The sequence below is a fragment of the Arthrobacter antioxidans genome (assembly GCF_023100725.1).
Classification (GTDB): Bacteria; Actinomycetota; Actinomycetes; order Actinomycetales; family Micrococcaceae; genus Arthrobacter_D; species Arthrobacter_D antioxidans.
On the sequence record NZ_CP095501.1, the window covers coordinates 1,231,020 to 1,254,409 of the forward strand.

At 71.0% G+C, this 23,390-nt stretch carries 24 protein-coding genes; 16 read left to right on the forward strand and 8 right to left on the reverse strand.

Going from position 1 to position 23,390, the window contains the following annotated elements:
• The first annotated feature begins 149 nt into the window (after positions 1-149).
• The 4 genes from pyrH (at position 150) to MWM45_RS05645 (ending at position 3,232) form a co-directional block, all read left to right on the forward strand.
• Positions 150-890, forward strand: a complete 741-nt coding sequence (pyrH, locus tag MWM45_RS05630) for a UMP kinase (protein WP_247828604.1) — start codon at positions 150-152, stop codon at positions 888-890.
• 117 nt (positions 891-1,007) lie between these two features.
• On the forward strand, positions 1,008-1,565 hold the full coding sequence (gene frr / locus MWM45_RS05635; RefSeq protein ID WP_043447395.1) for a ribosome recycling factor: 558 nt from the start codon (positions 1,008-1,010) through the stop codon (positions 1,563-1,565).
• On the forward strand, positions 1,565-2,575 hold the full coding sequence (locus MWM45_RS05640) for a phosphatidate cytidylyltransferase (RefSeq protein ID WP_247828605.1): 1,011 nt from the start codon (positions 1,565-1,567) through the stop codon (positions 2,573-2,575). Before frr ends, MWM45_RS05640 begins: the two co-directional genes overlap by 1 nt.
• Positions 2,576-2,653: 78 nt before the next feature.
• Positions 2,654-3,232: a DivIVA domain-containing protein gene (locus MWM45_RS05645; RefSeq protein WP_247828606.1), complete on the forward strand. Its 579-nt coding sequence runs from the start codon at positions 2,654-2,656 to the stop codon at positions 3,230-3,232.
• A 1-nt stretch (position 3,233) separates the two neighbouring features.
• Here the strand turns inward: MWM45_RS05645 and MWM45_RS05650 are convergent, their stop codons facing one another.
• The 4 genes from MWM45_RS05650 to MWM45_RS05665 are packed head-to-tail and all read right to left on the reverse strand — an operon-like array spanning position 3,234 to position 7,055.
• Positions 3,234-4,733 carry a sodium/solute symporter gene (locus MWM45_RS05650; protein ID WP_247828607.1) on the reverse strand — a complete coding sequence of 500 codons (1,500 nt, stop codon included), beginning with the start codon at positions 4,731-4,733 and terminating at the stop codon, positions 3,234-3,236.
• Positions 4,726-5,112 (reverse strand): DUF485 domain-containing protein, encoded by a 387-nt coding sequence (locus MWM45_RS05655; RefSeq protein WP_247828608.1) that lies wholly within the window; start codon positions 5,110-5,112, stop codon positions 4,726-4,728. Before MWM45_RS05655 ends, MWM45_RS05650 begins: the two co-directional genes overlap by 8 nt.
• Before the next feature lie 16 nt (positions 5,113-5,128).
• A complete protein-coding gene (locus MWM45_RS05660; protein WP_043447407.1) occupies positions 5,129-5,848 on the reverse strand; it encodes a LytR/AlgR family response regulator transcription factor in 720 nt (239 codons plus the stop codon).
• A 19-nt stretch (positions 5,849-5,867) separates the two neighbouring features.
• The gene (locus tag MWM45_RS05665; RefSeq protein WP_247828609.1) at positions 5,868-7,055 is read right to left on the reverse strand and encodes a histidine kinase; all 1,188 of its coding nucleotides are present in this window, start codon (positions 7,053-7,055) and stop codon (positions 5,868-5,870) included.
• Between the two features lie 211 nt (positions 7,056-7,266).
• On the opposite strand from MWM45_RS05665, the gene MWM45_RS05670 reads away from it, so the two are divergent.
• Positions 7,267-7,650 (forward strand): DUF485 domain-containing protein, encoded by a 384-nt coding sequence (locus MWM45_RS05670; RefSeq protein WP_247828610.1) that lies wholly within the window; start codon positions 7,267-7,269, stop codon positions 7,648-7,650.
• Between the two features lie 8 nt (positions 7,651-7,658).
• Positions 7,659-9,284 carry a solute symporter family protein gene (locus MWM45_RS05675; RefSeq protein WP_247828611.1) on the forward strand — a complete coding sequence of 542 codons (1,626 nt, stop codon included), beginning with the start codon at positions 7,659-7,661 and terminating at the stop codon, positions 9,282-9,284.
• A 74-nt stretch (positions 9,285-9,358) separates the two neighbouring features.
• On the opposite strand, the gene MWM45_RS05680 is transcribed toward MWM45_RS05675, so the two are convergent.
• The gene (locus tag MWM45_RS05680; protein WP_247828612.1) at positions 9,359-9,835 is read right to left on the reverse strand and encodes an Lrp/AsnC family transcriptional regulator; all 477 of its coding nucleotides are present in this window, start codon (positions 9,833-9,835) and stop codon (positions 9,359-9,361) included.
• A 188-nt stretch (positions 9,836-10,023) separates the two neighbouring features.
• On the opposite strand from MWM45_RS05680, the gene pdhA reads away from it, so the two are divergent.
• From pdhA to MWM45_RS05695, 3 genes are read left to right on the forward strand one after another with little or no spacing between them, the layout of a single operon-like run.
• Positions 10,024-11,214 (forward strand): pyruvate dehydrogenase (acetyl-transferring) E1 component subunit alpha, encoded by a 1,191-nt coding sequence (gene pdhA, locus MWM45_RS05685; RefSeq protein WP_247828613.1) that lies wholly within the window; start codon positions 10,024-10,026, stop codon positions 11,212-11,214.
• Positions 11,214-12,248 (forward strand): alpha-ketoacid dehydrogenase subunit beta, encoded by a 1,035-nt coding sequence (locus MWM45_RS05690; protein WP_247828614.1) that lies wholly within the window; start codon positions 11,214-11,216, stop codon positions 12,246-12,248. Before pdhA ends, MWM45_RS05690 begins: the two co-directional genes overlap by 1 nt.
• 2 nt (positions 12,249-12,250) lie before the next feature.
• Positions 12,251-13,663 carry a dihydrolipoamide acetyltransferase family protein gene (locus tag MWM45_RS05695; protein WP_247828615.1) on the forward strand — a complete coding sequence of 471 codons (1,413 nt, stop codon included), beginning with the start codon at positions 12,251-12,253 and terminating at the stop codon, positions 13,661-13,663.
• Between the two features lie 24 nt (positions 13,664-13,687).
• Here MWM45_RS05695 and MWM45_RS05700 read toward each other — a convergent pair whose 3' ends face one another.
• The 3 genes from MWM45_RS05700 to MWM45_RS05710 all read right to left on the reverse strand — a co-directional run bounded on the left by MWM45_RS05700 (position 13,688) and on the right by MWM45_RS05710 (position 15,454).
• Positions 13,688-14,227 (reverse strand): SRPBCC domain-containing protein, encoded by a 540-nt coding sequence (locus MWM45_RS05700; protein WP_247828616.1) that lies wholly within the window; start codon positions 14,225-14,227, stop codon positions 13,688-13,690.
• 39 nt (positions 14,228-14,266) lie between these two features.
• Complete coding sequence (locus MWM45_RS05705) at positions 14,267-14,734, reverse strand: GNAT family N-acetyltransferase (protein WP_247828617.1); 468 nt, start codon at positions 14,732-14,734, stop codon at positions 14,267-14,269.
• 108 nt (positions 14,735-14,842) lie between these two features.
• The gene (locus tag MWM45_RS05710) at positions 14,843-15,454 is read right to left on the reverse strand and encodes a TetR/AcrR family transcriptional regulator (protein WP_247828618.1); all 612 of its coding nucleotides are present in this window, start codon (positions 15,452-15,454) and stop codon (positions 14,843-14,845) included.
• A 137-nt stretch (positions 15,455-15,591) separates the two neighbouring features.
• Here MWM45_RS05710 and MWM45_RS05715 point away from each other — a divergent pair, with 137 nt between their 5' ends.
• The 7 genes from MWM45_RS05715 to MWM45_RS05745 are packed head-to-tail and all read left to right on the forward strand — an operon-like array spanning position 15,592 to position 23,300.
• Positions 15,592-17,193 carry a carboxyl transferase domain-containing protein gene (locus tag MWM45_RS05715; RefSeq protein ID WP_247828619.1) on the forward strand — a complete coding sequence of 534 codons (1,602 nt, stop codon included), beginning with the start codon at positions 15,592-15,594 and terminating at the stop codon, positions 17,191-17,193.
• 4 nt (positions 17,194-17,197) lie between these two features.
• Entirely contained in the window at positions 17,198-19,315 is a 2,118-nt protein-coding gene (locus MWM45_RS05720) for an acetyl/propionyl/methylcrotonyl-CoA carboxylase subunit alpha (RefSeq protein WP_418909739.1), read from the forward strand.
• Positions 19,312-20,484, forward strand: coding sequence for an acyl-CoA dehydrogenase family protein (locus MWM45_RS05725; RefSeq protein WP_247828620.1), 1,173 nt, complete (start codon positions 19,312-19,314; stop codon positions 20,482-20,484). The genes MWM45_RS05720 and MWM45_RS05725 overlap by 4 nt, the downstream gene beginning before the upstream one ends.
• Positions 20,485-20,528: 44 nt before the next feature.
• On the forward strand, positions 20,529-21,323 hold the full coding sequence (locus tag MWM45_RS05730; RefSeq protein WP_247828621.1) for a CoA transferase subunit A: 795 nt from the start codon (positions 20,529-20,531) through the stop codon (positions 21,321-21,323).
• Positions 21,324-21,325: 2 nt separating this feature from the next.
• Positions 21,326-21,976 carry a CoA transferase subunit B gene (locus MWM45_RS05735; RefSeq protein WP_247828622.1) on the forward strand — a complete coding sequence of 217 codons (651 nt, stop codon included), beginning with the start codon at positions 21,326-21,328 and terminating at the stop codon, positions 21,974-21,976.
• Positions 21,973-22,479 carry a MaoC family dehydratase gene (locus tag MWM45_RS05740; protein ID WP_247828623.1) on the forward strand — a complete coding sequence of 169 codons (507 nt, stop codon included), beginning with the start codon at positions 21,973-21,975 and terminating at the stop codon, positions 22,477-22,479. Before MWM45_RS05735 ends, MWM45_RS05740 begins: the two co-directional genes overlap by 4 nt.
• On the forward strand, positions 22,476-23,300 hold the full coding sequence (locus tag MWM45_RS05745; protein WP_247828624.1) for an HpcH/HpaI aldolase/citrate lyase family protein: 825 nt from the start codon (positions 22,476-22,478) through the stop codon (positions 23,298-23,300). Before MWM45_RS05740 ends, MWM45_RS05745 begins: the two co-directional genes overlap by 4 nt.
• The last annotated feature ends 90 nt before the right edge of the window (positions 23,301-23,390 follow it).

A 23,390-nucleotide genomic window follows, 5' to 3' on the forward strand; every position in this document is an offset into this window, starting at 1 on the left:
GTGAAGGGCGGCCACCCCTCGAGGTGGCCGCCCTTTCCTGCGCCCGGGAGGCGCGCCGTATCCTGTAACGGGTCCGGCACCATCCCACCTTCGCACCACCGGCCGTCCGACCAGGACCGGCCCACAGCACTATGCCCGGGAGGCACTTCATGGACACCACTTCCACTGCTCCGACGGGTGGTCCCACGGGGCGGCGCCGGGTCCTGCTCAAACTCTCCGGTGAGGTCTTCGGCGGCGGCAAGCTGGGCGTCGACCCGGACACCGTCCGCGGTATCGCCGAGCAGATCGCCGCGACCGTCGGCGACGTCGAGGTGGCGATCGTCGTGGGTGGCGGCAACTTCTTCCGCGGTGCCGAGCTGTCGCAGAGCGGCATGGACCGCTCCCGCGCCGACTACATGGGCATGCTCGGCACGGTCATGAACTGCCTGGCCCTGCAGGACTTCCTCGAGCAGGCCGGTGTGGAGACACGCGTGCAGAGCGCCATCACCATGGGCCAGGTCGCGGAGGCGTACATCCCGCGGCGCGCCATCCGCCACCTCGAGAAGGGCCGCGTGGTCATCTTCGGCGCCGGGGCCGGTCTGCCCTACTTCTCCACCGACACGGTCGCGGCCCAGCGTGCGCTGGAAGTGCACGCGGACGAGGTCCTCATGGCCAAGAGCGGCGTCGACGGCGTCTACACCGCGGATCCGCACAAGGATCCGACGGCGGAGAAGCTGGAGAGCCTGTCCTACGACGAGGCCCTGCGCCGGGACATCCGCGTGATGGACCAGACGGCCATGACCATGTGCAAGGACAACAACCTGACCATGGTGGTCTTCGGGATGCAGGGCGAGGGCAACGTCACGCGTGCCATCCGGGGCGAGAAGCTCGGCACCCTCGTCACCACCTGACCCGGAGCGGGATCGGCGCCGCCGCACCGGGCCGCGCCCGGGCGCGGTGCGCCGTTGAACTAGGATTGACCACTGGAACGGTTGCCGTGCAGCCGACTGCAGATCGAAGGAGACATTGTGATCGAAGAGACCCTGCTGGAAGCCACCGACAAGATGGACAAGGCCGTGGAGGTCGCAAAGGAGGACTTCGCGACGGTCCGTACGGGCCGCGCCAACGCCTCCCTGTTCTCCAAGGTGGTCGTCATGTACTACGGCGCCCCCACCCCGCTGCAGCAGCTCGCGTCCTTCCAGAACCCGGAGGCGCGCACCCTGCTCATCACCCCGTTCGACCGCGCCTCCCTCAACGACATCGAGCGTGCGCTGCGCGACTCCGATCTCGGCGCGAACCCGTCCAACGACGGCAACGTGATCCGGGTGGTCCTGCCCGAGCTGACGCAGGAGCGCCGCAAGGAGTACGTGAAGCTGGTGAAGACCAAGGCCGAGGACGCCAAGATCTCCATCCGCAACGTCCGCCGCAAGGCCAAGGACGGCATCGACAAGGCCGTCAAGGACGGCGACGCCGGTGAGGACGAGGGCTCGCGTGCGGAGAAGGAACTCGACGCCATGACCAAGGCGCGCGTGGACCTCATCGACGAGCTCCTGAAGCGCAAGGAAACGGAGCTGCTCGAGGTCTGATGGCAGATCACAATCCTCCCGGCGCGGGCCTCGGGCGTGTCCCGGAGCCCGACGCCGGGACAGCGACCGCCGCGGCGCCCCTCGCCGGTGCCGCCCCGGGCGACGCCGCCGGCTCCCGCCGGGCACGGCGCGCCGGCGGGACGTCCGGGTTCGGACTGCTGAAGCGGCGCAGGCCCCCCCGCGATCCCGGTGCCCCGTCGCGCGCCGGGCGCAACCTCCCGGCGGCGATCGGCGTGGGCGCGGGACTCCTCATCCCTGTCCTGGTGGGGCTGCTGTTCTTCCCGGTCGTCTTCGCGGGCATCGTGACCCTCTTCGCGGCCGTGGGCGTGTGGGAGATCTCCCGGGCGCTGGGTCTGCGCCGCATCCGCGTGCCGTTCGTGCCGACCATGGCGGGAACACTCGTGCTCCCGTTCTCCGCCTACTTCGCCGGCCCCGAGGGGCTCGCCGCAGCGACCGTCGCCGCCGTCGTCGTCATCTTCCTGTGGCGCTCGCTCGACCCTGCACCGGATGCCGCGAAGAGCCTCATGGCCGGGACGTTCACCCTGCTCTGGGTGCCGTTCATGATGAGCTTCGCGATGCTCCTGATGCGCGCGGAGGAAGGCTACCTCGTCATCGCCACGATCCTGCTGCTCGTGGTCGCGAACGACACCTTCGGGTACCTGGTCGGAGCGTTCTTCGGCAAGCACCCCATGGCGCCGAAGATCAGCCCCAAGAAGTCCTGGGAGGGCTTCGGCGGATCCATCGGTGGCGCGATGATCATCGGCGGGCTGTGCGCGGTGCTCCTGCTCGGTCAGCCGCTGTGGATCGGGCTGGCCCTCGCGGTCGTCGTCGTCGCCTCGGCCACCGCCGGCGACTTCGCCGAGTCGATGATCAAGCGGGAGCTCGGCGTGAAGGACATGGGCACGATCCTCCCCGGTCACGGGGGTGTGATGGACCGGCTCGATTCGATCGTCCTGGCGTGCCCGGTGGCGTATCTGCTGTCCGCTACATTGGTACCGGGGTTGCTCTGACCGCAGGCCGGCGGGCGATCCCGGGGCCTGCGGGCCCTTGACTGTCCCTCGATGGCTCAGGCGGAAGGATCAGCCCACATGGACCTCGCTCGCCCCGACAGCCCCCCGTTCGCGCGCGTCGGACGCCGGGAGGTCGGCTACAACACCCGCCAGGTGGACCGCTTCCTGACCAGGGCACGCAGCTCCTACGACGGGGAGGGTCCGGCGACGGACGCCATCACCAGCGGGGACGTCCGCTCCATGGCCTTCGACCCGGCCCGCGGCGGGTACGAGCCGCAGGCCGTCGACGCCGCACTGGACCGGCTCGAGGACGTCCTCGCGCAGCGGGAACGCGACCACCTGATCAGGACCGAGGGCGAGGACGCGTGGCTGCGGCAGATCGGCCGGACCGCCGCCGTGCTCCGCCGCAGGCTCCACCGCCCGGCGGGCGAACGTTTCCGCCGCCCCTCGAAGCCGGGCACCCCGAGCTACAGCGTCGAGGACGTCGACCGCCTGTGCGACGACCTCCTGCAGTACCTCGAGAACCATGTCCCGATGAGCGTCGACGTCGTCCGCCGCGCCGTGTTCCGGGAGGCCCAGGGAGCGGACGGCTACGAGGAGGCCCAGGTGGATGCCTTCCTGGACCGCGTCATCGAGCTGATGGCCGGGATCGACTGACCTAGCGCGGTTCGGGCGTGTGGAGGCGCGCCAGGACGCGCGACGCCGTCGTCGGCCGCCGTCCCGCCGTGGCGCGCGAGACGAGCACCATGGTGAGGAACGCCGCGGGTACCGTCCACAGGGCCGGCTGGCTGAGCCACACCCAGCGGTCGTCCGCCTCGGGCCCCAGCAGGGCGGTGGCGGCGATCGCCCCGCCGCACAGGACGGCGCCGACGAGCATCCCCGCGATCGCGCCGGCGTCCGTGAGGCCCCGCCACCAGATGCCCAGCAGCAGCAGCGGGCAGATGGTGGAGGCGGTGAACGCGAACACGGACCCGACGCTTCCGGCCAGCGCGAGGGTGTCCGTGAGGAGGGCGATCACCAGGGGGACGATCGTGGACAGCAGTGCGGCCCGCCGGAAGCCCGTCACGCTGCCCTGGAAGAACTCCTGGCTGATCACGCCCGCGAGGGAGACCACGAGGCCGCTCGTCGTGGACAGGAACGCGGCGAAGGCGCCCGCGGTCACCAGGGCGGACAGCAGGTCGCCCGTCGCGCCGTCGAAGATGCGCCCGGGGAGCAGGAGGACCGTCGCGTCCGCGGCGCCTCCCGCCGCGAGTTCGGGGGTGTGGATCCGCCCGAGGATCCCGTACACGGTGGGGAACAGGTAGAAGACCGAGAGCAGGCCGAGCACGAGCACCGTGGTGCGCCGCGCCGACGCCCCGTCGGGGTTCGTGTAGAAGCGCACGAGCACGTGGGGGAGCCCGAGGGTGCCGAACAGGAGCGCGATGACGAGCGAGATCGTGCCGTACAGGGAGGCATGCGCCGTCGTGTTCAGGTCGGTGGTGAACGCGCTGCCGCCCGCCGTGATCGAGGCCCCGTCGGCACCCAGGCGGAACAGGATGAACGCCGCCGGGACGGCGAGGGCCGTCAGCTTCAGCCAGTACTGGAAGGCCTGGACGAACGTGATGGAGCGCATGCCGCCCGTGACCACGCTCAGGCACACCACGACGACGACGGCGAGCGGTCCCACCCACGACGGCAGCCCCGTGGTGATCTGCACCGTCAGGGCCGCCCCGTGGAGCTGCGGCACGATGTACAGCCAGCCGACGACGACGACGAGCATGCTCGTCACGCGGCGCACCAGCAGCGAGTCCAGCCGCGCCTGCGCGAAGTCGGGGATGGTGTAGGCGCCCGAGCGGCGCAGCGGCGCGGCGACGAACAGCAGGAGCATCAGGTAGCCGGCGGTGTACCCGATCGGGAACCAGAGGGCGTCCACCCCGGAGATGAGGATGAGCCCGGCGACGCCGAGGAAGCTCGCCGCGGACAGGTACTCGCCGCCGATCGCGGAGGCGTTCCACCAGGGGCGGACCGTCCGGGAGGCCACGTAGAAGTCCCCGGTGGTCCGGGAGATCCGCAGGCCGTAGATGCCGATGAGCACGGTGCTGAGGGCCACGAGGAGCAGGGCCGTGTAGCCGACGGCGGGGCTGAGGTGCAGGCTGCCGGCGTCGAGCGCGTCAGTCATCGTCGACGAGGTCCTGGAAGCGCCGCTCGTTGCGGGAGGCGCTGCGCACGTAGAGGACCGCGCAGCCGATGACGAGCGGGTAGACCCCGAGGCCGAGGATCAGCCAGGGGACGGGGACCGTCAGGACGGTCATCGTCTCGATGTCCGGGAACACCGCGAGCAGCACCGGGATGCCCATCAGGATCACCAGGAAGCCGCCCGCCACCACGAGGGCGAGGCGCAGCTGCGACCGGATCAGGGAGGCGACGAACAGCTGGCCCAGCTCCGACTGCTCGGCCATCTCGCGGGCCACGGGGAAGGACGCCCCCGTGGCGCGGGCGGCCGTCCTCGGGGCGGTCACCCGGACACGGCGGGGCTGCTCGGGCTGCTCCTGCGTCATCGGGGGGCTTCGGGGCTCACTGGCCCGGCCGGAGGCGGGTGGCCTCGAGCTTCTCGCGGACGTCGGGGAGGTGCCGGCGGCTGACCGGCAGTTCGGCGTCGCCGACGAACAGGCTCGCCCGGCCGGCGCTGATCCGGACCTTCCGGACCTGGTCCATCGCCACGAGGTAGGAGCGGTGCGTTCGGAGGAAGCCCGCCTCGGCCCACTGGCGCTCGAGGTCGTTGAGCGGGATCCGGATGAGGTAGCTCGCCTCGGACGTGTGCAGGCGCGCGTAGTCGCCCTGCGCCTGGACGTAGCGCACGTCGTCGCGCCGGATCATGCGGCTGACGCCGCCCTGGTCCACGGTGATGACCTCCGGCGCCGGCGTCGAGCCCTCCATCAGCTCGCACACCCGGCGGACCGATTCCGCGAGGCGTTCGGTGCGCACGGGCTTCAGCAGGTAGTCGACCGCGCGCAGCTCGAAGGCCTCCAGGGCGCGGTCCTCGTCGGCGGTGACGAACACGACGGCGGGCGGACGGCTGAAACGGGAGATCACCCGGGCGATGTCCAGCCCCGAGAGGGACGGCATGTGGATGTCGAGGAACAGGGCGTCGACGCTGTGCTGCTCGAGGGCCCTCAGCGCCTCCGCGCCGCTGGAGGCGCGGTGGATGGTCCCCACCCGCGCGTCCCTGCCGAGCAGGAACGCCAGTTCCTCGACGGCGGGGAGTTCATCGTCGGCGACGACCACAGTGAGCATGCGTTATAGATTACGCGTCTCAGGCCCGGTGGTCGGGCTGCGACTTGGGCACGCGCATCGTGATGAGCGTCCCGGCGCCGGGCGCGGTGTCGATGATCAGCCCGTGGTCGTCGCCGTACACCTGGCGCAGGCGGGAGTCGACGTTGCGCAGGCCCACGTGCACGCCCTCCGTGTGCCCGGCCAGCACGGACCGGAGGTGTTCGGGCTCGATCCCCACGCCGTCGTCCTCGATGGTCACCTCGGCGAAGGCCCCGACGTCGTGCGCGGTGATGGTGATGTTCCCGATGCCGTCCTTCGAATCGAGGCCGTGGCGTACCGCGTTCTCGACGAGCGGCTGGAGGCTGAGGAACGGGATGACGGTGCTGAGGACCTCCGGGCCGATCTCGAGGCTGACCTTGAGCCGGTCGCCGAACCGGGCGCGTTCCAGCAGGAGGTAGCGGTCGATGCTGCGCAGCTCCTCCGCCACCGTCGTGAAGTCGCCGTGGCGGCGGAAGGAGTAGCGCGTGAAGTCGGCGAACTCGACCACGAGGTCGCGGGCACGCTGCGGATCCGTGTTGATGAAGGACGCGATCGCGTTGAGCGAGTTGTAGATGAAGTGCGGGCTGATCTGCGCCCGCAGGGCCCGCACCTCCGCCTCCGCGAGGAGCCGGCGCGAATAGTCCAGCTCGGCGAGCTCCACCTGGGTGGACACCCACCCGGCGAGCTCGTTCGTGGCCCGGACGAGGCCGGCGTTGACGTCCTCGGCGACGGCCCCGACGGTGCCGACCACGCGGTCGTCCACGCGGACGGGGGAGAGGACCAGCTCGCCGGGTTCCGCCAGCCCCGCGGCCTCGAGGCGCTGGCGCCGGAAGATCTGGGTGCGGCCGCTCTCGAGGACCTGCCGGACCAGGGGCATCACGTCCGGCGGCGTCCCGCGCCCGCCGTCCCAGGCGAGCACCCCGGCGTCGTCGCTGATCATGAGCACGTCGCACCGCAGGAGTCCGTGGAGGTACCGGCTCGCCTTGGACGCACCCGCCGGCGTGAGTCCCTCGCGCAGGTGCTCGGAGGCGAGGGAGGCGGTGTGGAGCGTGGCGTAGGTGGCGCGGTCGGCGTCGGACCCGAGGTCCCGGTACGAGCGCGACAGCCGGAAGCCGAGCGAGGCGACCACGGCGAGGGTGATGACGACGACGGCGCACACCAGGGCGGTGTCGACGGCGGCGCTGAACATGGCTCCAGCGTATCCGTCCGGGCTCCCCGGTCGTCCCGCCGGATGACCGTTCACCGCACCTACCGGCGCGCTCGGCGACGAACGCCCGTGTCCGGCTGGTGCGACCCGCGGCCGTCCCGCACAGTGATGGGAGTCACACCGACGTGCCTTCCTGTGCTGCGACGGTGCCGCCCTCGCGGCTGGAGTGACTCCCGAACTAGAAGGAGGAACCATGGGCTCGCACCCAGGAGAGCCGGACGCCGGCTCCGGTCCTGCCGTCGACTTCACCGAAGTCCAGCAGACCGAGCAGTTCAGGGAACTGCGCAAGCGCCACCGCAGTTTCGTCTTCCCCATGGCAGTGTTCTTCCTGCTCTGGTACTTCGCCTACGTGCTGCTGGCCGCCTACGCGGTCGACTTCATGGCCACGCCGGTGGTCGGCAACATCAACATCGGCATCATCCTGGGGCTGCTGCAGTTCGTCAGCACCTTCGCCATCACCATGTGGTACGTCAGCTATGCCAACCGGCGCCTCGACCCCATCGCCGCGAACCTCCGCCACGAGCTCGAGGAAGCGGCACCCGAAGCGTTCATCGACCCGTCAGGTGGAAAGAAATGATCCCTCTCATGAGTGCGGGCGTCCGCGTCCCGCTCCAGACCGCGGAGACGACGACGGTCGGCTCGCCGCTGCTCAACATCACCATCTTCGGACTGTTCGTCGCCGTCACCCTGGTGATCGTGCTCCGGGCGAGCCGCAACAACAAGACCGCGGCCGACTACTACGCCGCAGGCCGCTCCTTCACCGGCGGGCAGAACGGCACCGCGATCGCGGGGGACTACCTCTCGGCGGCGTCGTTCCTCGGCATCGTCGGCGCGATCGCCATCAACGGCTATGACGGGTTCCTGTACTCGATCGGCTTCCTCGTCGCGTGGCTCGTGGCGCTGCTGCTGGTCGCGGAGCTCCTCCGCAACACCGGCAAGTTCACCATGGCGGATGTGCTCTCCTTCCGCCTGAAGCAGCGTCCCGTCCGCATCGCCGCGGCCATCACCACGCTGGCCGTCTGCTTCTTCTACCTCCTCGCGCAGATGGCGGGCGCCGGTGGGCTCGTCTCGCTGCTGCTCGGCATCGACGACCGCCTCGGCCAGTCCCTGGTCATCACGGTCGTCGGCGTGCTGATGATCATGTACGTCCTCATCGGCGGCATGAAGGGCACCACCTGGGTGCAGATCATCAAGGCCTGCCTGCTGATCGCCGGCGCGTTCATCATGACCGTCTGGGTCCTGGCCATCCACGGCTTCAACCTCTCCACGCTGCTCGGTGCGGCGATCGAGACCTCGGGCAACGCGGCCATCACGAGCCCCGGCCTGCAGTACGGCCTCAGCTCCATCACGCGCCTCGACTTCCTCTCGCTGGCGCTCGCGCTCGTGCTCGGCACCGCGGCCCTGCCGCACGTGCTCATGCGCTTCTACACCGTCCCGACGGCGAAGGAGGCCCGTCGGTCCGTGGTCTGGGCCATCTGGCTCATCGGCGCGTTCTACCTCTTCACGCTCGTCCTCGGCTACGGTGCCAGCGCGCTGATCGGCTCGGACCGCATCCTGGCCGCTCCGGGCGGCGTGAACTCGGCGGCCCCGCTGCTCGCCTACGAGCTCGGCGGGTCGATCCTCCTCGGACTCATCTCCGCCGTCGCCTTCGCCACGATCCTCGCGGTCGTCGCAGGCCTGACCATCACCGCCGCGGCCTCCTTCGCCCACGACATCTACGCGAGCGTCATCCGCAAGGGCAAGGTCAACCCCGACGGCGAGGTCAAGGTGGCACGACGCACCGTCATCGTGATCGGCCTGCTCTCGATCGCAGGCGGCATCGGCGCGCAGGGCCAGAACGTCGCGTTCCTCGTGGCGCTCGCCTTCGCCGTGGCGGCCAGCGCCAACCTGCCGACCATCCTCTACTCGCTGTTCTGGAAGAGGTTCAACACCCAGGGTGCGGTCTGGAGCATGTACGGCGGCCTCGGCTCGGCGATCCTGCTGATCGCGCTCTCGCCCGTCGTCTCCGGCGGCGAGAAGTCGATGATCCAGGGCGCCGACTTCTCGGTGTTCCCGCTCAGCAACCCGGGCATCGTCTCGATCCCGCTGGCGTTCTTCCTCGGCTGGCTGGGCACCACGCTCTCCCGGACCCCGGAGGACCCGATGAAGCAGGCCGAGATGGAGGTGCGCTCGCTGACCGGTGTCGGAGCCGAGAAGGCCACCGACCACTGATCCGGTCCACCTGAGCACTGCCGGAGCCGCCCCACCGCATGGTGGGGCGGCTTCGTCCGTTCAGCGAGGGGCGATCAGGACGTCGGTCGCGGTCCGCGGGCCAGCAGCGGCTCGACCCGGAACGGGATCAGCTCGCCCATGGCCAGGGAGGTGTCGCAGCGCTCCACACCGTCGCACGCGAGGATCTTGCCGTTGATCCGGAACAGGTCCTCGGCGTCGACGGCGACCACGCGGACCAGGATGTCGGCCTGCCCGGTCAGGCCGAAGGCCTCGATGACCTCGGGCACCGCGGCGATGCTGCGGGTGATGGCCGCCAGTTCCCGCTGCTGCACATGGACGTGGATGAACGCCGTCAGGGGGTAGCCGAGGGCCGCGGTGCTGATGCGCCGCTCGAAGGAGAGGAAGACGCCCTTCTTCTCGAGCTGCGCCATCCTCGCCTGGACCGTGTTCCGGGACAGGCCCAGCTTCTGGGCGAGGGCGACGACGGTGCGCCGGGGGTCCTTCGCCAGGGCCTGCAGCAGGCGTGTGTCGGTGAGGTCCAGGGGATGCATAGTGCGCAACGCTAACACGGCCCTCGCGACCCCGGCAGGGCACTCTGCTCAATCGGAGGCGTTCCGGTTGTGCCGCCTGTGCGGTGTGAGTAGGGTCACAATCACTTCGGGCAACGGCGCCCGGATTCCCTCCCAGCCGTGCGGACAGCCGGCGGAGGGTCCTCTGCGAACTGCGAAGGTTGCGTGCAATGGCTCAGGACGGCACCCGGCCAGGACCGGGATCCACCGGCGGGATCGACGACGCCGCACCGGCGGGCGGGACGGTGCTCCCGGGCCCCGCCCATGCGGGGGCGGACGACCTCGTCCAGCTCATCGACCACCTCGGTGTCCGCCACGCCCACGCACGCTACGACGCGCTCGTGGCCGACGTCGACGGCGCCGCGCTGCAGAAGCTCTACGAGGACATGGTGGTGGTACGGCGCATCGACGCCGAGGCCACCGCGCTCCAGCGCCAGGGGGAGCTGGCCCTCTGGCCGCCCCTGCTGGGACAGGAGGCGGCGCAGATCGGGTCCGGCCGCGCCCTGCGTGCCGACGACTTCGTGTTCTCCAGCTACCGGGAGAACGCCGTCGCCTACTGCCGCGGCGTGGACCTCGCGGACATCCTCCGGGTCTGGCGGGGCAACGCGTCCTCGGGCTGGGACCCGTACACGATCAACATGGCCACCCCGCAGGTCATCATCGGGGCGCAGACCCTCCACGCCACGGGGTACGCGATGGGCATCGTCAACGACGGCGCCGATTCCGTGGCGGTCGCCTACTTCGGTGACGGCGCCACGAGCCAGGGCGACGTCAACGAGGCCATGGTCTTCGCCGCCAGCTACCAGGCGCCGGTGATCTTCTTCTGCCAGAACAACCACTGGGCCATCTCCGAGCCGGTGGGGCTGCAGGCACACGTGCCGATCGCGCGCAGGGCGCCCGGTTTCGGCATCCCGTCCGTGCGCGTGGACGGCAACGACGTCCTCGCGTGCCTCGCCGTGACCCGGGAGGCCCTCGCCCGCGCCCGCTCCGGCGGCGGCCCCACCTTCGTCGAGGCCGTCACGTACCGCATGGGCCCCCACACGACGGCTGACGATCCCACCCGCTACCGGGACGCCAACGAGCTCGAGGACTGGGCGGCGCGGGACCCGCTGGCCCGCCTCGCGACCCTGCTCGACTCCCTCGGCCTGCTGGAGGCCGGGTACACGGACTCCGTGAAGGCGAAGGCCGACGCCGTGGCCGCCGAACTGCGGGAGGGCTGCCTGTCCATGCCCGAACCGGCGCCGTCGGACGTGTTCAGGCACGTGTACAGCACGCCGAACTCGTGGCTGGACCGCCAGCAGGACCACTACGAGCGCTACCTCGCCTCCTTCGCCCAGGCACCCCAGGAAGGACCCCGCTGATGTCCACCATGACCTTCGGCCGCGCGATCACCGCCGGTCTCCGCCGCGCCATGGACGACGACCCCAAGGTGATCCTCATGGGTGAGGACATCGGCAAGCTCGGGGGCGTCTTCCGCATCACCGACGGCCTGCAGAAGGACTTCGGGCCGCACCGCGTCATGGACAGCCCGCTCGCCGAGGCCGGCATCATGGGCACGGCCGTCGGCATGGCGTACCGCGGGTACCGGCCGGTCGTCGAGATCCAGTTCGACGGCTTCATCTACCCGGCGTTCGACCAGATCGTGTGCCAGGTGGCCAAGCTGCACTACCGAACGCAGGGTGCCGTGAAGATGCCGATCACCATCCGCGTGCCCTTCGGCGGTGGCATCGGCTCCCCGGAGCACCACTCCGAGTCCCCGGAGGCCTACTTCACGCACACCTCGGGCCTGCGGGTGGTCAGCGTCTCCAACCCGCAGGACGCCTACACGATGATCCAGCAGGCCATCGCGAGCGACGATCCCGTCCTCTACTTCGAGCCCAAGCGGCGCTACCACGTCAAGGGCGAGGTGGACGAGGGCGTGGACCCGGCGTCGTCGGACATGGGCGCCGCGCGCGTGGTCGCTCGTGGGACCGACGTCACGCTCGTGACCTATGGCCCGCTGGTCCCGACCGCCCGCGACGCCGCCGTCGCGGCGTCCGACGACGGCATCTCGATCGAGGTGATCGACCTGCGCTCGCTCGCGCCGATCGACTTCGCGACGGTCGAGGCCTCGGTGCGGAAGACGGGCCGGCTCGTCGTCACGCACGAGGCCGCGCAGTCCGGCGGGCTCGGAGCGGAGATCGCCGCGAGCATCACGGAGCGGTGCTTCGACTACCTGGAGCACGCGCCCGTGCGGGTCACGGGCTTCGACATCCCCTACCCGTACTCGAAACTCGAATTCCACCACCTCCCGGACCTCGACAGGATCCTCGACGGAGTGGACCGCGCCCTGCGCCGGCCGAACTCCCTCAGCGGACTCGACCGCCCGGATGGCAGCCAGGGAGCAGGACAGTGACCGTGACCGCGTCGAGGACCACCACCAGCATCCGCGAATTCCGCCTGCCCGACCTGGGGGAGGGGCTGACGGAGTCGGAGATCGTCCAGTGGCACGTCGCCGAGGGCGACACCGTGGAGCTCAACCAGATCATCGCCGACGTGGAGACCGCGAAGGCCGTCGTCGAACTGCCGTCGCCCTACGCCGGCGTGGTGGTGCGGCTGCACGAGGCGGCGGGGAGCGTCGTCGACGTCGGAGCGCCGATCGTCTCGTTCGAGGTGGCCGGTTCCTCCGGGCCCGACGACGTCCCGGCCCCGCCGTCGGCCACTCGCGGGCCGGTGCCTGCCGAGCCCCTGCCCGACGGGCCGGTGCCCGCCCGGCGCGAGCCGAACCTCGTGGGCTACGGAGCCGCCGTGGAGAAGGGTGGCCGCCCGCAGCGGCGCGGCCGCGTACTCCCGGCGGTCGGCGCCCCGCAACCGGCAGCAGTCCAGCAGCCCGCAGCGAGCACCCCGCACCCTGCGGCCCTGCAGCATCGTGAGCGGCCGCGGTCGACGCCGCCCGTCCGCAAGCTGGCACGCGACCTCGGCGTCTCCCTCGACGCCCTGACGGGCACAGGTCCCGGCGCGCTCATCACCCGGGCGGACGTGCTGGCCGCGCTCGCGGGCACGGCGGGGAGTCCGGCCGGGCCCGCTGCGGCGCCGGCCTCGCCGGGACCCCTCCCGGCCCGCTCGAGCGCCGGGGAGATCCGGACGCCGATCCGTGGCATGCGGAAGCACACGGCGGCCGCCATGGTGGCCAGTGCGTTCTCGGCTCCGCATGCCACCGAGTTCCTGACGATCGACGTCACGCCGACCATGGAGCTGCTCGCGGAGCTCAGGGCCGGCCGCGCGTTCGAGGGCACCCGGGTGACGCCGCTGACCGTCGTGGCGAAGGCCGTGTGCATCGCGATCGCGCGCAACCCGACCCTCAACTCGTCCTGGGACGAGCAGGCGCAGGAGATCGTGCAGTACGCGGACGTGAACCTGGGGATCGCCGCCGCGACGCCGCGCGGACTGCTCGTGCCGAACATCAAGGCCGCGCAGGCGCTGACCCTGAAGGACCTCGCCCAGGCGCTCGGGGCCCTGACCGAGACCGCCAGGGCCGGCAGGACGCCGCCGGCCGATCTCACGGGCGGCACCCTCTCGATCACGAACATCGGTGTCTTCGGCATCGACGCCGGCACGCCGATCCTCAACCCGGGGGAGGCGGCGATCCTCGCGATGGGCGCCGTCCGCACCACGCCGTGGGAGTACCGGGGGGAGATCGCCCTGCGGTCCGTGATGACGCTCAGCCTGTCCTTCGACCACCGGCTCGTGGACGGCGAGCAGGGCTCACGCTTCCTGGCGGACGTCGGCACCATCCTGAGGAACCCGGCGATGGTCCTGGCGATGGTCTGACCGGTCCGGCCGGCGGCCCAGGGGTTACGAGTAGAGGCTGCGGTAGCCCTCGGAGCGCTCGAGGTAGGGCTCCCACAGGATCGTCCCGGGGTCGGCGCCGCCGATCGCGGCACCGAGACGGTCGAGGTAGTAGTCCCACCCGGGTCCCACACTGGCGGCCATGGCCGCGCCGACCGGGCCGTCGGGGACGGCCTGGGTGAAGACGAGGGTCGTCAGCCCGTCGGCCTCGCCGAGCTCCAGGGTGTGCTGCCACGCGATGCGCGGACCGGATCCGTCGGCCGAGAAGGGGGCGCCGTCGCGGCTGCGGACCTCGAAGCGGCGCGGCGGCTCGCAGGCCTCGACGAGGTAGACCTCCTCGGGCACGTCCTCGCCTTCGGCGGTCATCCGGAAGGCGACGTCGCCGGAGGCCGGGTTCCCCGTCCACGTGCCGATCCAGCGCTCCATCCGCCGCGGCTCGGTACAGGCGGCCCACACGTCGGCGATCGGCGCGGCGAACGTGCGCGTGAAGACGATCCGGTCCACGCCGTTCCGTGTCTCGCGGCGGCCGAGCGGGGTGGTGCTCATGCGGTGTCCTCCTGGCGGTTCGGCAGTGCTGCGGCAGTGCTACGGCAGTTCGAGGATGAGTTCCCTGACCACGGCGCCGCGGGCGGGGGCGAAGCCCTGCGTCTCGCCGACCTGCCGGAATCCCCAGCGCTCGAGGATGCGGATGGAGCTCACGTTGTCGGCGACCGCGCGGGCGCGGATGGGCCGCTGCGTCACCTCGTTCAGGAACTGGCCGACGGCGGCGGTGGTGATCCCCTGCCCCCAGCGGGACCGGTCGATCCAGTAGCTGATCTCGGGCGTCTCGCCGTCGTGATAGGCGAGGATGCTGCCCACCACGTCACCGTCGGAGAGGATGGTGCGCACCGTGATCCGGGAGTCGTTGAGGATGTCCTGCCAGTGGTTGTCGAACACGCCGCGGTCGGACGGGTTCTTGGCCCCGAAGGCGGCCATGTGGTTGGCGCTGGGGTCCAGCTGGTGCGAGAAGAACTCGTCGAGGTCGGTGGCTTCAACGGGACGTAGCGTGATCACGGCGGTACCTTCAGTCGGTGGTGTGGCCGGGCGGTCGGCGCGGCAGGAACTTCTCGTGCTTCAGCCTACTAGGCGGGGCGGTCCGCGGCCCGGGTGCGGCGCGGTCCGTCACACCGTCAGCGCCGCCCACGCCATCTGCTCCAGGAGGTCCCGGAACGCGGCGAGTTCACGCGCGGAACTGGGACGGTGGGTGGTGTGCGGGGTCGAGTTGATCAGCCCGAACACGGCGTGCACCTTGCGCCGCAGCAGCGACGCCTCGGTGTCCGGACGGTAGGCGGCCAGCTCGTCGACCCACACCTGGACATAGGTGCGCTGCAGGGACCGCACGGCGCGCTGGTCGTCGGCCGCCAGCGCGCCGAGGTCACGGTCCTGGACGCGGATGACATCGGCATGGCTGACGGCGAACTCCACCTGGAACCGGATGAGGCCCTTCAGGGCCTCCTCGGGCGACGCGGCCGCCCCGGCGACCTCCCGCCCGCCGTCGAGCAGGTCCTCGCTGACCCCGGTGAGCAGGGCTGCGAGCACCGAGGGCTTGCCCGCGAAGTGGCGGTAGACGGCGGGCCCGCTCACCCCTGCTGCGGCGCCGAGGTCCTCGATGGACACGCCGTTGTAGCCCCGCTCCGCGAACAGCGTGGCGGCGGCCCGGAGCAGCGCGGTGCGCCGCGTGGCCTTGGCGATGCTCCGGCCGGTCACGCGCTCTTCAATGGGCGATGCCTCCATGCGGGTCCTCGTCTGATGTGGTTCCGGGCGTGTCCAAGGGAAATGTCCCCCTCATTCTGATGGACTTCCGGGTTAATGACCACTAACCTGAAACCGGTTAGTGTGTGCTAACTGAACCGTGCCCGAGGAAGTTGTCGATGGAGACCCTGACGTCGAAGGTGGATCCGCTCTCACCGGCGTTCACCGCGAACCATGCCGCCCAGACCGCACTCGTGGAGGACCTCCGCTCCCGCCTCGCCACGGCCGCCCTCGGCGGGCCCGAGCGGTCGCGGGAGCGGCACGTCGCACGCGGCAAGCTCCTCCCGCGCGAGCGCATCGACCGGCTCCTCGACGACGGCAGCCCGTTCCTCGAGATCGCGCCGCTGGCGGCGAACGGCATGTACGACGACGAGTGCCCGGGGGCGGGCGTGATCGCCGGGATTGGCCTGGTGCACGGGCGCCACGTCCTCGTGATCTCGAACGACGCGACCGTCAAGGGCGGCACCTACTACCCGATGACGGTGAAGAAGCACCTCCGCGCACAGGAGATCGCCCTCGAGAACAACCTGCCGTGCGTCTACCTCGTCGATTCCGGGGGAGCGTTCCTGCCCCGCCAGGACGACGTGTTCCCCGACCGCAACCACTTCGGCCGCATCTTCTACAACCAGGCCACCATGTCGGCGCGCAAGATCCCGCAGATCGCCGCGGTCCTGGGGAGCTGCACCGCCGGCGGCGCCTACGTCCCGGCCATGAGCGACGAGACCGTGATCGTCCGCAACCAGGGCACCATCTTCCTGGGCGGACCGCCGCTCGTGAAGGCCGCGATCGGCGAGGTGGTGACCGCGGAGGAGCTCGGCGGCGGCGACGTGCACTCCCGGGTCTCCGGCGTGACGGACCACCTGGCCGACAACGACCAGCACGCGCTCGAGATCGTCCGCGACATCATCGCCACCCTGCCGCCCGCCACCACCGTGCCGTCCGTGCCGGTCCTCGCGCCGGCCGTCGCGGAGGACGAGCTCTACGGGGCCGTGCCCACGGACGTCAACGCCTCCTACGACGCCCGCGAGATCATCGCGCGCCTCGTCGACGGGTCGCTCTTCCACGAGTTCAAGCGCGAGTACGGGACCACGCTCGTCACGGGCTTCGCGACCATCCACGGGCACCGCGTGGGCATCGTCGCCAACAACGGTGTCCTGTTCAGCGAGTCCGCGCTCAAGGGCGCCCACTTCATCGAGCTCTGCGACCAGCGCGGCGTCCCCCTCGTCTTCCTGCAAAACCTCTCCGGCTTCATGGTCGGCAAGGACTACGAGGCCGGCGGCATCGCGAAGAACGGCGCCAAGATGGTCACCGCCGTCGCCACCGCGCGCGTGCCGAAACTGACCGTCGTCGTCGGCGGGTCCTTCGGCGCCGGGAACTACTCCATGTGCGGCAGGGCGTTCTCGCCCCGGTTCCTGTGGATGTGGCCCGCCGCCCGCATCTCCGTCATGGGCGGCAACCAGGCGTCCTCGGTCCTCGCCACCGTCCGCCGCGACCAGCTCGAAGGCCGCGGCGAGGAGTGGGCGCTCGAGGACGAGGAGGCGTTCCGCGCACCCATCCGCGACCAGTACGAGGCGCAGGGCAACCCCTACTACTCGACGGCGCGGCTCTGGGACGACGGCGTGATCGACCCCGCCGACACCCGCACCGTCCTCGGCCTCGCCCTCGAGGTCTGCGCCAACGCGCCCCTGCCCGATACCTCCTTCGGCCTCTTCCGGATGTGACCAGATGACCCCCAGCCCGACCCCCGACACGATGCCCGCCCCGACCCCGACCGCTGCGTGGCCCTTCGACACCGTCCTCGTGGCCAACCGCGGGGAGATCGCCTGCCGCGTCATCCGGTCCGTCCGCGCGCTGGGCCTGCGCTCGGTCGCCGTGTACAGCGACGCCGACGCCGGCGCCCGGCACGTCCTCGAAGCGGACGTCGCCGTCCGTCTCGGTGCCGCCGCACCGTCGGAGAGCTACCTCTCCATCCCCGCCGTCGTCGAGGCCTGCCGCCGGACGGGCGCCGGGGCGGTCCACCCCGGGTACGGGTTCCTCAGCGAGAACGCCACCTTCGCCGATGCGCTGCAGGAGGCCGGGATCGTCTTCATCGGTCCGAGCGTCCACTCCCTGGACGTCATGGGGGACAAGATCCGGTCCAAGAACCACGTGGCCGGGTTCGGCGTGCCCGTGGTCCCGGGCATCGCCGAGCCGGGTCTGACGGACGAGGACCTGATCCGTGAGGCCGCCGCCGTCGGGTTCCCGCTGCTCATCAAGCCCTCGGCGGGAGGCGGCGGCAAGGGGATGCACGCCGTCCACCGCGCCGAGGACCTGCCCGAGGTGCTCACCACCGCCCGCCGCGTGGCCGCCCGCGCCTTCGGCGACGACACCCTGTTCCTGGAACGCCTCATCGAGCGGCCCCGCCACATCGAGGTGCAGGTCCTCGCCGACTCCCACGGCACCGTGATCCACCTCGGCGAGCGCGAGTGCTCGCTGCAGCGCCGCCACCAGAAGGTGATCGAGGAGGCGCCGTCGGCCCTGCTCGACGAGGCCACGCGCCGGCGGATCGGCGAGGCCGCGTGCAACGCCGCCCGCAGCGTGGACTACACGGGTGCCGGGACGGTCGAGTTCCTCGTCTCCGATGCCGCGCCGGACGAGTTCTTCTTCATGGAGATGAACACGCGCCTGCAGGTGGAGCACCCGGTCACGGAGCTCGTCACCGGGGTTGACCTCGTCGAATGGCAGATCCGCGTCGCCGCGGGGGAGCGCCTGCCGCTCACGCAGGAGGACGTCGTCCTCACCGGCCACGCCGTCGAGGCGCGCGTGTACGCGGAGAACCCGGAGGCCGGCTTCCTGCCGTCCACGGGCAGCATCCTGGCGCTCGCCGAACCGGCCGGGGACGGGATCCGCGTGGACAGTTCGCTGCTGCCCGGGGGCACCGTCTCGTCGTCGTACGATCCGATGCTCGCCAAGGTGATCGCCTGGGGAGCCGACCGCGCGCAGGCACTCGACCGCCTGGACGCGGCGCTCGCGGGCACGGTGGTCCTCGGCGTGGACACCAACCTCGAGTACCTGCGCCTGCTGATCGGGGACGACGACGTCCGGGCCGGGCGGCTCGACACCACCCTGATCGAGCGGAAGCTCCCCGACCTGGCCTTCCGGCACGTCACCGCGCAGGACCTGGCGCTCGCCGCGGTCCTCCTCGTCGAGCCCTCGGCTGAAGCCGGGGTCCGCGGCGGGTCGCCCTGGCGCCGCGGGGACGGCTTCCGCCTCGGCCCGGCGCGCCCGCACACCGTGCCCCTCGAGTACGACGGCGGCACGGCGACCGTCGCGCTGCTGCGCGACGGCACGGGCTGGACCGCCACGGTCGACGACGTCACCATCGCCGTCACCATCGCCGTCACGGTCGAGGCCGGCGTGCCGGGGGCGACCGTCGACGGCATCCGCTCGCGCCTCCTGTACGCGGTCGACGGCGACACCGTCTGGATCGGCGACGGCGGGTGGTCCACGCGCATCCGCCGGCCCGGCCGCCGCGAACTCGTCGACGCCGCACGGTCCCGCATCACGCGGGAGGAGGGCGCCGCGGATCCGCTGGTCCGCAGCCCCATGCCCGGGACCGTCGTGTCCGTCGCGGTCGCGGACGGAGCGACGGTCGAGGCCGGCGACGTCCTCGTCGCCGTCGAGGCCATGAAGATGGAACACCAGCTCACCGCCGGCCTGTCCGGCGTCGTCCGCCTGTCCCTCAAGCCCGGGGACCTCGTGAAGGCACAGCAGATCGTCGCCACCATCGAGGCTGCCCCGGTACCCGGCTCCACCTCCAGCACCGCCCGCACATCAGGATCCACGGAAGGGAACGCAGCATGAACTTCGAACTGAGCGAGGAATACCAGGACCTCGTGGACACCGTCCGCGAGTTCGCCGACGAGGTGGTGGCGCCGGTCTCCGCCAAGCACGACGCCGAACACAGCTTCCCGTACGAGGTCGTCAAGCAGATGGGCGACATGGGCCTCTTCGGGCTCCCGTTCCCCGAGCAGTACGGGGGCATGGGCGGCGACTACTTCGCCTTGTGCCTGGCCCTCGAGCAGCTGGCCCGCGTGGACCAGTCGGTCGCCATCACGCTCGAGGCCGGCGTCTCCCTCGGCGCCATGCCCGTCTACCGGTTCGGCACCGAGGAGCAGAAGCAGCAGTGGCTGCCGTCCCTCGCGTCGGGCTCGGCCCTGGGTGGTTTCGGCCTCACGGAGTCCGAGGCCGGCTCGGACGCGTCCGGCACGAAGACGACGGCGAAGCTCGAGGACGGGGTCAACGGTCCCGAGTGGGTGGTCAACGGCACGAAGGAGTTCATCACCAACTCCGGCACCGACATCACGTCCCTGGTCACCGTCACCGCCGTCACGGGCACCTCCGAGCGGCCCGACGGCTCGGTGAAGAAGGAGATCTCGACGATCCTCGTCCCCACGGACACGCCGGGGTTCACCGCGGAGAAGGCCTACAACAAGGTGGGCTGGAACGCCTCCGACACGCACCCGCTGACCCTGAAGGACGTCCGCGTCCCCGAGGCGAACCTGCTCGGCACCCGGGGCCGCGGCTATGCCAACTTCCTGCAGATCCTCGACGAGGGCCGCATCGCCATCGCGGCGCTCGCCACCGGCGCGGCCCAGGGGTGCGTGGAACAGTCCATCCGCTACGCCGGGGAGCGCATGGCCTTCGGCAACACCATCGGCGCCTACCAGTCCATCCAGTTCAAGATCGCCCGCATGCAGGTCCGCGCGCACACCGCGCGCCTCGCCTACTACGACGCCGCGTCCCGCATGCTCGCGGGCAAGCCGTTCAAGACGCAGGCGTCCATCGCCAAGCTCGTGGCCGGCGAGGCCGCCATGGACAACGCCCGCGATGCGACACAGATCTTCGGCGGTTACGGTTTCATCAACGAGTTCGTGGTGTCCAGGCACTACCGTGACTCGAAGATCCTCGAGATCGGCGAGGGGACCACGGAGGTCCAGCTCATGCTCATCGCGAGGGAACTCGGCCTCTAGGTCCATCCAGCCGACGACGGCGACGGCGACACGAAGGAGAAGCAGTGATCAACAAGGTGGTTGGCAGCGCGGCGGAGGCCGTGGCGGACATTCCCGACGGCGCATCGCTCGCGGTCGGCGGGTTCGGCCTCTGCGGCATCCCGGTGACCCTGATCGAGGCCCTGCACGCCCAGGGGACGGCGGAGCTCGAGACGGTGAGCAACAACTGCGGTGTGGACGACTGGGGGCTCGGGATCCTCCTGTCCGACCACCGCATCCGCCGGACCATCAGCTCCTACGTCGGGGAGAACAAGGAGTTCGCCCGCCAGTACCTCGCCGGCGAGCTCGAGGTGGAGCTCACGCCGCAGGGCACGCTCGCCGAGAAGCTGCGCGCAGGGGGTGCGGGCATCCCGGCGTTCTACACGACGGCGGGCGTCGGCACCCAGGTCAGCGAGGGCGGCCTGCCGCAGCGCTACGACGCCGAGGGGAACGTCGCTGTCGCCTCGAAGCCCAAGGAGGTGCGGTCCTTCGACGGCGTCGACTACGTGCTCGAGGAATCCCTGCGCCCCGACTACGCGCTCGTCCACGCGTGGAAGGGCGACCGCCACGGCAACCTCGTGTTCCATGCCACCGCCATGAACTTCAACCCGCTGTGCGCCCAGGCCGGCCGCATCACCATCGCGGAGGTGGAGGAACTCGTGGAACCCGGCGAGCTCGACCCCGGCCAGGTCCACACGCCCGGCATCTTCGTCCAGCGCGTCGTCGTCGCCCCGGACCCCGAGAAGCGCGTCGAGAAGCGGACGGTCTCGCTGGCCGCACCCGCCGGATCCGCCGCACCCGTCGCCTCCGAAGGAGCATGACCATGGCACTCACACGCAACGAACTCGCGGCCCGGGTGGCCCTGGAACTCGAGAACGGCCAGTACGTGAACCTCGGGATCGGCATGCCCACCCTCATCCCCAACTACATCCCCGACGGCGTCGAGGTGGTGCTGCACTCGGAGAACGGCATCCTCGGCGTGGGGCCGTACCCGGCGGAGGACGCCGTGGATCCCGATCTCATCAACGCCGGCAAGGAGACCGTGACCGCCAACGCCGGGGCCGCGTTCTTCGACTCGGCGTCCTCCTTCGGCATGATCCGCGGCGGGCACGTGGATGTCGCGGTGCTCGGAGCCATGGAGGTGGCCCGGAACGGCGACCTCGCGAACTGGATGGTGCCCGGCAAGATGGTCAAGGGCATGGGCGGCGCCATGGACCTCGTGTTCGGGGCCAAGCGCGTGATCGTCATGATGGAGCACGTGGACCGTGCCGGGCGGCCGAAGATCGTCGAGTCCTGCTCCCTGCCGCTCACCGGCAAGGGCTGCGTGGACAGGATCATCACCGACCTCGCCGTGATCGACGTCGAACCCGACGGCCTCGTGCTGCGCGAGACGGCACCGGGCGTCAGCACCGACGACGTCGTCGCGGCGACCGGTGCAACGTTGCGCGTGGAGCTCGGGGGAGCCGCGGCGTGAGTGGCACCGCAGCCGGCCGCCACGTCATCGAGCAGCGCGGCCTGTACTTCGACGAGCTCGAGGTCGGGTCCGTCTACGCGCACCGGCCGGGCCGCACGCTCACCGAGGCCGACAACGTCCTGTTCACCACGCTCACCATGAACACCCAGGCGCTGCACCTGGACGCGGCGTGGTCGGCGGGCCAGCCGTTCGGGCAGCGGCTCGTCAACTCGATGCTGACCCTGGCCACGCTCGTGGGGCAGTCCGTCTCCCAGCTGACGCAGGGCACCATCGTGGCGCAGCTCGGACTCACCGACGTCGCCTTCCCGAAGCCGCTCTTCCATGGGGACACCCTGTACACCGAGACGGAGATCACCGGAGTGCGCCCGTCGTCGTCCCGACCGGGGCAGGGCGTCGTGACCATGGCGCACACGGGGCGGAACCAGCACGGGGAGGTCGTGGCGACCGCGACCCGCAGCGTGCTCATGTGGTCCTCGACGGGGCCCCGGGACGGCCTGGCGTGAGCGGCATCGTCCTCGGCCCGGCCCTGCTGTTCTGCCCCGCGGATCGCCCGGAACGCTACGCGAAGGCGGCGGACCGCTCCGACACCGTCATCCTCGACCTCGAGGACGCCGTCGCGCCGGCCGCCAAGGAGTCCGCGCGGGAGGCGCTCGCCGTGTCCGCCCTCGACCCGGAGCGCACCGTGGTGCGCCTCAACGCCGTCGGGACACCGGACTTCGCCCCCGACTGCGACGCCGTCCGTCGCACGCCCTACCGCACGGTGATGCTCGCCAAGACGGAGTCGCCCGACGACGTCGCCGCGGTCCGTGCGGCGCTCGGCGCCGTGGACGTCATCGCCCTGTGCGAGACCGCGCGGGGAGTGGTGAACGCCGTGGAGATCGCCCGTACCGAGGGGGTCAGCGCCCTGATGTGGGGCGCCGAGGATCTCGTGGCCTCGCTCGGGGGGACGTCGAGCCGGCGTCCGGACGGCGCCTACCGTGCGGTGGCCCTCCAGGCGCGCTCGCAGGTGCTGCTCGCCGCCGGGGCCGCAGACCGGCAGGCCATCGACGCCGTGTACGTGGACATCGCCGACCTGGAGGGGCTCGCGGCGGAGGCCGACGACGCCGTGGCCTCGGGTTTCGCTGCGAAGGCCTGTATCCACCCGGGCCAGGTCGCCGCGGTCCGTGCCGCCTTCGCGCCGGCCGAGGCCGAAGTGGAGCGGGCGCGGGCGATCCTCGCTGCGGCCGAGAACGAGCGAGGGGTCTTCACGTTCGAGGGGCGCATGGTGGACGAGCCGATCCTCAGGCACGCGCGCAGTGTCCTGGGCAGGGCGTCGGGCAGCTAGGGTGCAGCATCGTTGGCTGTGCAGAGGCTCCGGCATGGAAGGCAGCAGATAGGGCCGCCAGATGTCGCTATCGCGCCGGATTTAGTTGTT